Below are 11,618 nucleotides of genomic sequence, written 5' to 3' on the forward strand. Positions count from 1 at the left end.
AGTTTTTCAATGAGACGGCGTCTGTATTCTTTTGTCACCGCGCTGGTCTACCTGTGTGCTCTGCTGCCTGCCGCCTTTGCGGCGTCGGACTCGCCCACACCGCCGGGCTGGATCCCGGAAAAAAACTATGTGGTGCTCCCCGGAGACGAGGTCTACCAGTCTGAGAACTGGGCCAAGGTGCTCTCTCTGCGCGCCGAGGCCGAAGCCGGGGCCCAGCTTCCCGACGCGGGCGCAGAGGTGGCCGACACCTCCGCGGGCATGTGCTATGAGACCGGACTTTTGCGGCTGCGGTATGCCCAGAACGCCCCGGATGCCGCCGGGGCCCAAAGGGCCTACTACTCCGCCTACCGCGCCTTCAGCGCGGCCGCCAGCAACTGGAAGGACCAGAACGGAGACCAGTTGGACTCTGTTTATTACGCCCTGAGCCTCTGGTCGAATCGCGCGGCCCTGCTCTATGATTTCGACTACAGTCCCTATCTGGCCGTATCCCTGGACCGGAACCTCACCGCCCTCGGCCTGACGCTGGCCGACTTCTATGATGCGCCCTATATGGATCAGGTGAGCGACGGGGACCGTGAAAAGGTCGCCCAGGCCGTCCATGCCTATCAGAACCGAGTGGCCCTCTATCTGGACGGACATCAGCTCTTTGCAGGGTACAACGTGGGGGGCGTAACCGCGGCACAGCCAGAAATCCGCAATAACCGCACGATGATCCCCATCCGCACGCTGGCGGAGCACTTGGGCGCAGATGTGGAGTGGGTGCAGGAGACCAGCCAGGTCGTGATGACCCGGGCAGGCGTCCAGGTGATCATGACCCTGAATCAGACCACCGCCACAGTGGACGGCAAGGCCATTCAGATGGACGTAGCTCCATACGCCGCCGACGGCCGCACCCTGATCCCGGCCCGTTATGTCGCGGAGTTCTTCGACCAGAGCGTGACTTGGGATGCGGAGAATCGCCGGGTTGACGTTCAGGAGGACAAAACGGCGGTCGGCGACTCCAATCTGGAGGCCTGGGCGCTTCCCATGGGGGCCATACTCTCCTCCCTGAATGCGGGTGACCCCTCCTGGTTCGGCCTTTATTCCCGGGGGCTGCCGGTCGCCGGCAGCGGCAGCGGGGCCTACACCACCAACGATCCCCCCTACAAGAGCTGCCGCCGGACCCTCTCCGACGACTGGGGCATTGACAGCCGGGAGGCCCTCATCACGACCGTCTGCTCCATGACGCTCCACGGTCACAACGATTCCTTCCAGGAGGCCGCCGGACTGGTCAACGGCCTCAGCGCGTCCGGCTATCAGGAGCTGCTGAATGAAAGCGGGGAGGTGGACCGCTATATGTGGCCGCAGACCAAGGCTCTCTCGGAAAAATGGGGGGATCGGGGCATCCTGTGCTGGGACCTCTTCCGCATGAGCAATTTGGTCCAGTGGGGTTATGAGGCGGGCTATCTCACCTACCCCGAGGCTCTGGCCCTGCTGGAGCCCGCCGCCGTGCGCCTGAAGGAAGCCTTCTCTTCCTGGGATGAAGCCTATGAGAACTATCTGGACGGCTACAACTGGTGGGCCCGCAACGATATGACTGGGCAATCCGTCTGGGAGACTTCCCGCGGAAAACGCTATCTCCTCCTGAAAGAGAGCGAGGCGACCTCCGCCCTGTTTAACGACGCGCTTTTCTCCTGCGCCGTTCTCCCTGTCCCCGGGCTAAGCGCCGCGTCTCTCTCCGCCGCCCTCTCCGCATGATCCGTCTCTATTTTTCGCAAAGGACTGATACCATTGGCTAAGAAAAAGGGCCCCCAGGAGGGGGCCAAACGGGTGGACAACCCCAATGTGCAGGGCCTCCATGCCGAAGTGCTGGAACAGCCCATTACCCAGACCCTGGAAATCAATTATATGCCCTACGCCATGAGCGTCATCGTCTCACGGGCTATCCCGGAGATCGACGGGTTCAAACCCTCCCATCGGAAGCTTCTCTACACCATGTATCAGATGAAGCTGCTGGGCGGAGCGCGGACCAAGTCCGCCAACGTGGTGGGCCAGACCATGAAGCTCAATCCTCACGGCGACCAGGCCATCTACGACACCATGGTCCGCCTCTCCAGGGGCTATGGAGCCCTCCTCCACCCGCTGGTGGACTCCAAGGGCAATTTCGGCAAGGTGTACTCCCGGGATATGGCCTGGGCGGCCTCCCGCTATACGGAAGTCCGGCTGGATGCCATCTGCGCCGAGCTCTTCCGGGACATTGACCAGGATACGGTGGACTTTGTCCCCAACTACGACGGCACCCTCCAGGAGCCCACCCTTCTGCCCACCACCTTTCCAAACGTGCTGGTATCCGCCAACCAGGGCATCGCCGTGGGCATGGCCTCCAACCTGTGCGGCTTCCATCTGGGCGAGGTGTGCGACGCCACCATGGCCTATCTCAAAAATCCCAACTGCGACCTCACCGCCACTCTCAAGGCCCCCGACTTCCCCACCGGCGGGGAGCTGCTCTACGACGCGGAAGAGCTCTCCGCCATCTACCGGACCGGGCGGGGCTCCTTCAAGGTCCAGGCAAAGTGGCGGTATGTCAAAGAGGAAAATCTGATCGAGATCTATGAGATCCCCTATACCACCACTGTGGAGGCCATCATGGACAAGGTGGCCGAGCTGGTAAAGGGCGGAAAGGTCAAGGAGATCTCCGACATGCGGGATGAGACCGATCTCACCGGCCTCAAGCTTGCCATCGACCTCAAGCGGGGCACCGACCCCGACAAGCTGATGGCCAAGCTCTTCCGCATGACCCCGCTGCGGGACTCCTTTGCCTGCAACTTCAATATCCTCATCGCCGGCATGCCCCGGGTCATGGGGGTGCGGGAGATCCTGGAGGAGTGGACGGCCTGGCGGATGGAGGGCGTCCGCCGCCGGACCTACTTCGTTATGAAGAAAAAGCAGGACAAGCTCCACCTTTTGAAGGGCCTTAAACGCATCCTGCTGGATATCGACCGGGCCATCCAGATCATCCGGGACACCGAAGAGGACGCCGAGGTGGTGCCCAATCTGATGATCGGCTTCGGCATTGACGAAGTCCAGGCCGAATATGTGGCCGATATCCGCCTGAGGAACATCAATAAGGAGTATATCCTCAAGCGCATCGAAGAGACTTCCACACTGGAGCAGGAGATCGCTGATCTTCAGGACATCGTGAACCGCCCGGAGCGGGTCAAGGAGATCATCATTTCAGAGCTCGTCAACGTGAAGAAGAAGTATGCGGTCCCCCGGCGCACTGCGCTGGTCTACGAACATGCGCTGGAATCCTCCGATCCGGAGGAGGACATCCCCGATTATCCGGTGAACGTCTTCCTCTCCCGGGAGGGCTATTTCAAAAAAATCACCCCCCAGTCCCTGCGCATGAGCTCGGAGCAGAAGTACAAGGAGGGCGACGGTGCCTTTCTCTCCTGGGAGTGCGGCAATCGGGACGAGCTGCTGGTCTTTACCGACAAGCAGCAGTGCTATAAGACTCGTATGAGCGACTTCGACGACGCCAAGGCCAGCGTACTGGGCGACTATCTCCCCACCAAGCTGGGCTTCGACGAGGGCGAGAGCTTTGTCTGGGCCTGCGTCCCCGGCGACTACAGCGGAAATCTGCTGTTTTTCTTCCAAAATGGCAAGGCGGCCCGGGTAGAACTCTCCGGTTATCAGACGCAGACGAGACGCAAGCGCTTGACCGGGGCATACTCTGATAAGAGCCCGTTGGTGACGGCCTATCTGCTGCGGGAGGAGATGGAGATGGCCGTCTGGTCCACCGAGGGCCGCGCCCTGATCTTCCACACCGCCTCCCTTGCCCCGAAAGCCACCCGCTCTACCCAGGGGGTCAACATTATGACGCTCAAGCCCAAATACCGGCTGGAGGGTGCCGCCCCGCTGTCCGCCACCCCTATCCAAAATGCCGCCCGCTATCGGGCGCGTTCCCTGCCTGTGGCCGGCGCCCTGCTCAGGGAGGAGGACCGGGGCGAGGAGCAGATGTCCCTGATGGAACCGTCCTGATTCTCTTTTGAGGTGCTGCTATGAAACAATCTCCGGGAAAAACCTTTTTGACCTATGTCTGGATCACCCTGGCCTCCGTCGTCTATGCGTTCGGCTTCAACTGGTGCTACGCGCCCAACCACATCGGTTTCGGCGGCATCACCGGCGTGGGCCAGATCATCAATGCCATCCTCCCCTGGGCTCCCATCGGCACGGTGGTCATCATCCTGAACATTCCCCTCTTCATCCTGGGGTGGAAGTTCATTGGAGGGCACCTGCTGGTGACCTCTCTCTTCGCCATGTTCGTCTCCTCCGCGGCCATCGACGCCCTGAACGCCATCTATACCTTCCAGCCCATGGATCCCATGCTGGCCACCATTTACGGCGGCGTCCTCATGGGTCTCTCCCTGGGCGTGGTCTTCCTTCAGGGCGCCACCACCGGCGGTACCGACCTCATCGCCCGGCTGCTGAAGCTGAAAATGGCCTGGCTGCCCATGGGCAAGCTGCTGATGGTCATTGATCTCGTAGTCATTCTGGCCGTGGCCGCCGCCTTCGGCAATGTGGACAGCGCCCTGTACGGCGTGGTGGCGCTGTACATCTCCTCCATGGTGATGGATATGGTGCTCTACGGCCTGGACACCGCCAAGGTGGCCTATATCATCAGCGACCGGCATAAGGAGATCGCCGACACCCTGGTGCGGGACCTGGACCGGGGCGTTACTATCCTCCACGGCGAGGGTGCCTGGTCCGGTCAGGAAAAACAAGTGCTCATGTGCGCCTTCAAGCAGCGGCAGATCGTCACGATGAAGCAGCTGGTGAAGGAGCTGGACCCCGCCGCCTTCCTCATCGTATGCGATGCCCATGAGGTCATGGGCGAGGGTTTTCGGGAGTACAAACAAAACGATCTGTAAAGAAGGGAGCGACCCTTGATGGCCGACTTTGCACGGGTAAGAGAACACTTAGAGGCACGGGGCTTCACCGTCTCCTGCTTCGCCACCGCGGCGGAGGCCTGCGACTACCTCGACCGTACGCTGGACGGAAAGAGCATTGGGATCGGTGGCTCTGTGACCATCCGGGATATGGGCCTTGCCGAGCGGCTGGGGACGCATAACCGGATCGTCTGGCATTGGGCCGGCGGGACTGCTCAGGAGGCGTCTGAGACCCAGATCTACCTCTCCTCTGTCAACGGTCTGGCCGAGACCGGCGAGATCATCAATATCGACGGCACCGGCAACCGGGTGGCCTCCGGCCTCTACGGCCACGAAAAGGTCTATTTCATCGTGGGGCGGAACAAGCTGGCCCCCGATTACGACGCGGCCCTCTGGCGGGCCCGGAATATTGCCGGGCCCAAAAATGCCCAACGCCTCCAGAAAAAAACGCCCTGCGCTGTCAAGGGCGACAAGTGCTATGACTGCAAGAGCCCGGAGCGCATTTGCAGCGCGCTGGTAGTCTACTGGCGCAAGCCCTCCTCGATGGACTTCGAGGTGGTGCTGGTGGATGAGGACCTGGGTTTCTGACTCCCTTGACGCATCAAAAAGGAGGTGTGCCCGTGAAAAAGCGGCTTCTCGCGCTGTGCCTGTGTCTGTCTCTGTCCCTCACGGGCTGCGCCGCCATGCTGGAGCGGGATTATCTGTCGGTCACGCCCCACGCCAGGCTGCCGGCGGCTGCCGATGACTCCACCACCGTGTGGGTGGAGACCTACCCGGAACTGGTGGACGCCATTTTTAGCCTGGTGTCCGAGCACCGGGAATCCGGCGTGATCCGACTGCGTAACTGGAAGGGAAATGTGCGGCAAAATCTCTCGGACGCCTGTGATGAGGTGAGCCACGATGATCCTCTGGGCGCCTATGCAGTGGACCGGATCAAGCCTGAGTTCGTCCGCATCGCCACCTACTACGAGGCTACGGTCAGTATCGATTACCGCCGCACCGCCGAGCAGGTGGCCTCCGTCAACACCGTCGCAGGCAGCGGCGCCATCCGCGGAGAACTTCGGGACGCCCTCACCTCCTTCGTGCCGGAGACCGCCTTCCGCGTCAACTATTTCGACCAGGCCCAGGGGGACGACTACATTCCCCGGCTCATCCGTCAGGCCTACTACGACAGTCCCGCCGCCGCCCTGGGTCTGCCGGAGGCCGTGGTGAACCTCTATCCCGAGAGCGGTCAGCAGCGGGTGGTGGAGGTGCTCTTCACCTATCCAGAGGAGCCGGAGCTCCTGCGGGAAAAGAGTCAGGCCCTCACCTCCGCCGCACAGGTCCTGGTGGACCCCTACCGCACCGGCCTGCGGAATTCCGCCCTCATTCCCGTCCTGTACCGCGCCCTGCGGGAGCATACCGGGCTGGGAGAAGCGCAGGACGCGCCGCTCCCGGCGCCTTCCGTATCGGGTTCCACCGCTTATGCCGCCCTGGTAGAGGGCCAGGCGGACAGCGAGGGGCTGGCATTGGCCTATAAGCTGCTCTGCGACCTAGCCGGTGTGGAGTGTACTGTGGTGGATGGGACGCTGGAAGGGACCCCCAGGTTCTGGACCATCGTTACGGTGGAGCAGAATGTCCACCGCCACGTGGACCCCTCCCGTGCCGAAGGGCTCCTCCTCACCGACACCCAGATGTCCGAGTCCGGCTTTGTGTGGGACACCCAGGAATACCCCTCCTGCGGGGAATCCCTCTCAGAGACCTCGACCACATAATTTTTCCGCACCATATCCGCCGGTTCTCCCATCCGTCCCGGGGTTTCGGGCGGCGTCCACTTGCAGTTCTCCGCTGTTTCAGGTATAATGGGAGTCTGGATATCCCTTTTCTTGGGAGGAAGCATCTATGGAACGCCCTTGCATTCTGCTCTCAGCCTCCCGCTCAGGCTGGCAAAACTATGAAAACGCCGTTCTCCGGGCCGGGGGCAGCGTGGCGGGCGGCTATTGTCCCCAGCCTGACGCCGGGTATGACGGCCTGCTGCTCTGCGGCGGCGAGGATATTGATCCCGACCGCTATGGCCAGAAAAACTGCGGCTCACTCGGTATCGATCCCGACCGGGATGCCGCCGAGTTCGTTCTCGCGGAGGCCTATGCCGCGGCTGGAAAGCCTATCTTCGGCATCTGCCGGGGACACCAGGTATTGAATGTGGTCTTGGGCGGTTCCCTGCTCCAGGACCTCGGACCGGAGTGGAACCTGTTCCACCGCCGGACGCCCGGCACAGATGTGGACAGAATCCACCCGCTGCGGACAGAGGAAAACTCCCTGCTCCGCCGCCTTTACGGGCCCGTCTTTTCCTCCAACAGCTCCCACCACCAGGCCGTGGACCGGCTTGGAGACGGTCTGCGCCTCACGGCCTGGTCGGAAGTCGGGATTGCAGAATCGCTCGAACACGAAACCCTCCCTCTTTTTTCCGTGCAGTTCCACCCCGAGCGAATGAGCTACGCCATGCGCAGGCCAGACGCCGCGGACGGCGCCCTTCTTTTTGAGTGGTTTATCCGCCTCTGCGCCGACCCGATCCCATCGACCCCTCATCTTGCTATGAAATAACGGAGGAAATCTGACACACTATGGATGAGCTGAAAAAACGCATTTTAAAAGACGCAGAGCTGGGAGACGGGGACATCATCCGGGTGGATATGTTTCTCAACCACTGCATGGACGTGGCGCTTCTGGAGCGGGTGGGCAGGGCTCTGGCCAAACGCTTCAGAGGGGAAAAGATCACCAAGGTCCTCACAGTGGAATCCTCCGGGATTGCCGTCGCCTGCTTTACGGCCCTGGCCCTGGGCGTTCCGGCGGTATATGCCAAGAAGTTCCAGACCGGCTACATCGACCCCTCGGTCTACACCGCGGAGGTCCACTCCTTCTCTATGGAGAAGTCCTATACCATCCGGGTCTCCCGGCGGTATCTGGATGAGGATGACCGGGTCCTGCTGGTGGACGACATTTTGGCCAGCGGGCAGGCTATCCTGGGCCTCCTGGAAATCGCCTCCAAGGCGGGGGCCGAAATCGCCGGGATCGGCGTCGCCATTGAAAAGGCCACCAAGGATGGAGGAGACGTTCTGCGCCGTATGGGCATGCGGGTGGAATCCCTGGTCACGGTGGACCACATCGAGGACGGGCGGATTATTCTGGCGGAAGACGACTAGGACTTGTCCCAAAATAGTTGCCCCTCCCAAACACCGGGCACAGGGCTGCCATACAGACAAATTCTGAAAAGCGGTGCAGTTTACAAAAACTGCACCGCTTTTTTCAACCGCTCCGGGCCGCCCTCCATGACGCCAGATTCCATGTGCGCCAGCTCCCCGCCATCCGGGCCGCATGTACCCTTCTCTCTTCCAGCAGCCGCCCCACGGTATTCCCTTCCTCGTACTCGTATACGGACATATCCGCCGGCAGCCGTGCCAGTGAGGGCAGCGCCTCGTCGGAGAGTCCGGCCAGGTATGCCACATCCAGGGCAGAGATATTGCCTGTCAGGTAGGCCTCCACATTGTACTCTGCTACCACCGCGTCCACGCGGAGGAGGTTGAGCAGTAGCCATCCGCTTATGCCTGCCGCCAGCAGCACCCGGAAGAATCCGAAGTCCCGGCGCCAGATCTTGAGGAGCGCCGCCCCGAAAAATACCGCCAGCAGGGCCATTCCCCAGTAAGTGAGCAGGCGCTTGACGGACAGCCCGTAGGTACTCACATAGAGCGTCATGCGCCAGGCCGCGGAGACCAGCATGAGGCAGGAGAGGGCGACCATCCCCGTAGAGAGGGCCCGGACCACCAGCCACAGCTTTCCCTCTCTGCGGCAGAAGTGGACCGCCGCCACCACCACCGCCAGGTTGATACAGGACACCCATACAAGCTGGAAAAACCCGCTGCGGGCATACTCCGCATAGCTGATTCCTGCCGCCTCCAGATAGGCGCTCCCCCCAAAGAGGGCAGCGGACTGCACCGCGGCAAACAGGACATAGAGGAGGTCCAGGGGAAGCAGCACCGTCACCGGCAGGGCCGGGTCGACCACAAAGGTTCCCTCCTGCCCCGCCCCGGTCGCCCGTGCCTCCCCCCTGCGGAGGAAGTAGAGCAGACTGAAGAGAAAGGGAGCCAGAAACAGTCCCAGCACCAGCCTGCCCAGCAGGCTCCCAAAATGCTCATAGAGGAATCGGAGCGTCTCCGCCGTCAGCCGGTCGAACAGCGCGTCCGCAGAGGCCAGAAGGGGCGCCACCAGCATCAGCAGCGGGATCACACAGCACAGTCCAAGCAGGATGCAGAGCCGCCGGCGGCCCCGCTCCCGTTTCCTGGACAAGAGCAGTTGGAAAGGAGCGCCGAGCTGTCCGAACAGGCCGTCCAGGAGCAGGAAGCCCCGCTCGGCCAGCATAAGCGGAGAGCTCCACGCCCGCCGTGCCGGACCGAAGAGCTGAAACATTTGCAGGACCAGCAGGGCCAGCAGAGCGGGGGCGTTCAGCAGCCAGAGCCAGCTCACGCACAGCGAAAAGCACAGTCCCAGCAGCACCACCGCCACGGTCAGGCCCAGGCCCGCCCCCCGCTTTGCCTTCTCCGGAAGCCCGGTCCCCTCCCTGGCATACCACAGCAGTGTTCCTTCCCAGAGCAGTACCAGCAGCGTGACCCCCAGCGCCGGTACCCCGTACCACATCGCCAGGCACAGGTCCGCCGTCAGAAAGCCCAGCCCCAGCGCCAGCACCAGCAGCACCCGTTCCCTGCCGTCCGTTTGGTAGTGCCTCCTGCTCCCCGCCGGGTGGGAGGGCATTGGCAGCGCATTGGATTCCGTCATCTATATCACCCTTTATTTTTCATATTTTTAATTTTATGGTATTTCATATCGTGACAAATACCGGAGGCGCACGGCGGCCGCGCCTCCGGCTGGCGTTCCCCTATTTCGTCGTCTCCTCCGGCACATATTCCAGAATGTCTCCCGGCTGGCAGTCCAGCGCCCTGCAAATGGCCTCCAGTGTGGTAAAGCGGACCGCTTTGGCGTGGTTATTCTTCAGAATGGACAGATTGGCTAGGGTGATGTCCACCCGTTGGGCCAGCTCGTTCAGGCTCATTTTTCGCTTTGCCATCACCACATCCAGGTTGACTACAATCGGCATGGTCTCGCCCCCTAAATCGTCAGGTCGTTTTCCGCTTTCAGCTCCGCCGCCTGGCGGAAGAGCGCGGACATGACCAGGCACAGCAGCCCTCCCATCAGAAAAACCGGGCAGAAGAGGGCGTTATAGGTGAACAGCGGCCTGAGAGAGGCGTAATAGCCGAAGCCCCACACCGTCCGGACCAGCGCCGCCGCCGCGATCAGAAAGCAGCACACCGCCGCCCTGCGCAGATTGCGGGCGTTGGGCATGGCGAAAGGATCGCCCGCCAGAATGGTGTTGAGGACCCTTCGTCCCTGCCAGAGGATCACGGCGGTGCATCCTCCGCAAAACACCAGAAATACGGACAGCACATATCCATATTCGTTCATCTCCCCCGCCCGCGCCAAAAGCAGGAGGCCGCCCAGTCCCGGGTCAGAAGAGAACAGGCCCAAAAGTCCCAGTCCCTCCCTCCCGATCATGACAAGAACAGGCACCACGGGAAGCGCCGCAAGATTGCAGATAAAGGTAATGGTCACCAGGACCTTCAGCACGCCGGCCAGTCTCTGTACCCCTGTTTTTTCCATGGGACTTTCCCCCTTCTTGCGGCCATCATACCATTCATATCTCTGTATGTCAATATATTTTTACTGTTTTTCAATAAAAATATTAAAAAAGAGCCGGACGACCCGCAGGTCGTCCGGCTGTCCGGTCAGTTCACTTGGATCTGCCCAAGCACCTCGCCGATGGGGCCGGAGATGACCAGATCGGCCCGCATGTCCATAGCGGTGGGGCTCTTATTGATGAGGACCAGCTTATCACCCTGGTAGTAGTTCACCAGTCCGGCCGCCGGATATACCACCAGAGAGGTGCCTCCGATGATCAACACCTCCGCCCGCCGAATATAGTCTACCGCCCGGTACATAAGATCGCTGTCCAGCGCCTCCTCATAGAGGACCACATCCGGCTTGAGCATCCCGCCGCAGGCGTCGCACACGGGAACGCCTTCCGCCTTCTTGACATAGCGGGCGTCAAATTCCCTGCCGCACCTAGTGCAGTAGTTACGGTGGACGGAGCCGTGGAGTTCCAGTACCTCCCGGCTGCCCGCAGCCTGGTGGAGCCCGTCTATGTTCTGTGTGATCACCGCACGCAACCTGCCCGCGCGCTCCAGCTCCGCCAGTTTTCGATGGGCGGCATTGGGCGCCGCGTCCAGATAGAGCATCCTGTCCTTATAAAAGCGATAAAACTCCTCCGGGTCCCGTTCAAAAAAGCTATGGCTGATGATCGTCTCCGGCGGATAGCGATAGCTCTGGTTGTAAAGCCCGTCCACGCTCCTGAAATCCGGGATCCCGCTCTCGGTGGATACGTTGCCATTAGTCCTGACATTCTGGTTGAAGATACCGTCTGGACTCCTGAAGTCCGGCACGCCGGATTCCGTACTACAGCCAGCGCCAGTGAACGCGACTATGTTGTTGCTATTGTGAATCATTTTTTGAAGGATCTCAATATTGTCCATATAATCGCCTCCTGTGCCAATCGTACAGCACATGGAAGAAATATTCAACTGAAATATTCAGTTCGCTGAATAG

General features: G+C 61.1%; 11 protein-coding genes. 7 read left to right on the forward strand and 4 right to left on the reverse strand.

Features of this window, described 5'->3' with window-relative positions:
- Positions 1-9: 9 nt before the first annotated feature.
- The 7 genes from SRB521_RS10515 (at position 10) to SRB521_RS10545 (ending at position 8,110) form a co-directional block, all read left to right on the forward strand.
- The gene (locus SRB521_RS10515; protein WP_116721807.1) at positions 10-1,737 is read left to right on the forward strand and encodes a stalk domain-containing protein; all 1,728 of its coding nucleotides are present in this window, start codon (positions 10-12) and stop codon (positions 1,735-1,737) included.
- 33 nt (positions 1,738-1,770) lie between these two features.
- Positions 1,771-4,020 carry a DNA gyrase/topoisomerase IV subunit A gene (locus SRB521_RS10520; RefSeq protein ID WP_116721808.1) on the forward strand — a complete coding sequence of 750 codons (2,250 nt, stop codon included), beginning with the start codon at positions 1,771-1,773 and terminating at the stop codon, positions 4,018-4,020.
- A gap of 20 nt (positions 4,021-4,040) precedes the next feature.
- Positions 4,041-4,910, forward strand: coding sequence for a YitT family protein (locus tag SRB521_RS10525; protein ID WP_033117796.1), 870 nt, complete (start codon positions 4,041-4,043; stop codon positions 4,908-4,910).
- Positions 4,911-4,928: 18 nt separating this feature from the next.
- Positions 4,929-5,516, forward strand: coding sequence for a lactate utilization protein (locus tag SRB521_RS10530; RefSeq protein ID WP_075703564.1), 588 nt, complete (start codon positions 4,929-4,931; stop codon positions 5,514-5,516).
- 32 nt (positions 5,517-5,548) lie between these two features.
- On the forward strand, positions 5,549-6,682 hold the full coding sequence (locus SRB521_RS10535) for a hypothetical protein (protein ID WP_116721809.1): 1,134 nt from the start codon (positions 5,549-5,551) through the stop codon (positions 6,680-6,682).
- A 127-nt stretch (positions 6,683-6,809) separates the two neighbouring features.
- Positions 6,810-7,511 carry a gamma-glutamyl-gamma-aminobutyrate hydrolase family protein gene (locus tag SRB521_RS10540; RefSeq protein WP_075703563.1) on the forward strand — a complete coding sequence of 234 codons (702 nt, stop codon included), beginning with the start codon at positions 6,810-6,812 and terminating at the stop codon, positions 7,509-7,511.
- Between the two features lie 20 nt (positions 7,512-7,531).
- Positions 7,532-8,110 (forward strand): xanthine phosphoribosyltransferase, encoded by a 579-nt coding sequence (locus SRB521_RS10545; protein ID WP_033117793.1) that lies wholly within the window; start codon positions 7,532-7,534, stop codon positions 8,108-8,110.
- Positions 8,111-8,213: 103 nt separating this feature from the next.
- On the opposite strand, the gene SRB521_RS10550 is transcribed toward SRB521_RS10545, so the two are convergent.
- From SRB521_RS10550 to SRB521_RS10565, 4 genes are all read right to left on the reverse strand, one after another.
- Positions 8,214-9,737 carry a DUF4153 domain-containing protein gene (locus SRB521_RS10550; RefSeq protein WP_075703561.1) on the reverse strand — a complete coding sequence of 508 codons (1,524 nt, stop codon included), beginning with the start codon at positions 9,735-9,737 and terminating at the stop codon, positions 8,214-8,216.
- 100 nt (positions 9,738-9,837) lie between these two features.
- On the reverse strand, positions 9,838-10,056 hold the full coding sequence (locus tag SRB521_RS10555; protein WP_033117791.1) for a helix-turn-helix domain-containing protein: 219 nt from the start codon (positions 10,054-10,056) through the stop codon (positions 9,838-9,840).
- An 11-nt stretch (positions 10,057-10,067) separates the two neighbouring features.
- Entirely contained in the window at positions 10,068-10,616 is a 549-nt protein-coding gene (locus SRB521_RS10560; protein WP_075703560.1) for a DUF2975 domain-containing protein, read from the reverse strand.
- Between the two features lie 125 nt (positions 10,617-10,741).
- Complete coding sequence (locus SRB521_RS10565) at positions 10,742-11,545, reverse strand: NAD-dependent protein deacylase (RefSeq protein WP_075703559.1); 804 nt, start codon at positions 11,543-11,545, stop codon at positions 10,742-10,744.
- Positions 11,546-11,618: the final 73 nt, after the last annotated feature.

Source organism: Intestinimonas butyriciproducens, assembly GCF_004154955.1.
GTDB lineage: Bacteria > Bacillota > Clostridia > Oscillospirales > Oscillospiraceae > Intestinimonas > Intestinimonas butyriciproducens.

What these genes read in the sequence shown, in the direction of transcription:
- SRB521_RS10515 (WP_116721807.1), top strand. Translation starts at nt 10, where the DNA reads ATGAGACGGCGTCTGTATTCTTTTGTCACCGCGCTGGTCTACCTGTGT.
- SRB521_RS10525 (WP_033117796.1), top strand. Translation starts at nt 4,041, where the DNA reads ATGAAACAATCTCCGGGAAAAACCTTTTTGACCTATGTCTGGATCACC.
- SRB521_RS10530 (WP_075703564.1), top strand. Translation starts at nt 4,929, where the DNA reads ATGGCCGACTTTGCACGGGTAAGAGAACACTTAGAGGCACGGGGCTTC.
- SRB521_RS10540 (WP_075703563.1), top strand. Translation starts at nt 6,810, where the DNA reads ATGGAACGCCCTTGCATTCTGCTCTCAGCCTCCCGCTCAGGCTGGCAA.
- SRB521_RS10545 (WP_033117793.1), top strand. Translation starts at nt 7,532, where the DNA reads ATGGATGAGCTGAAAAAACGCATTTTAAAAGACGCAGAGCTGGGAGAC.
- SRB521_RS10550 (WP_075703561.1), bottom strand. Translation starts at nt 9,737, where the DNA reads ATGACGGAATCCAATGCGCTGCCAATGCCCTCCCACCCGGCGGGGAGC.
- SRB521_RS10555 (WP_033117791.1), bottom strand. Translation starts at nt 10,056, where the DNA reads ATGCCGATTGTAGTCAACCTGGATGTGGTGATGGCAAAGCGAAAAATG.
- SRB521_RS10560 (WP_075703560.1), bottom strand. Translation starts at nt 10,616, where the DNA reads ATGGAAAAAACAGGGGTACAGAGACTGGCCGGCGTGCTGAAGGTCCTG.
- SRB521_RS10565 (WP_075703559.1), bottom strand. Translation starts at nt 11,545, where the DNA reads ATGGACAATATTGAGATCCTTCAAAAAATGATTCACAATAGCAACAAC.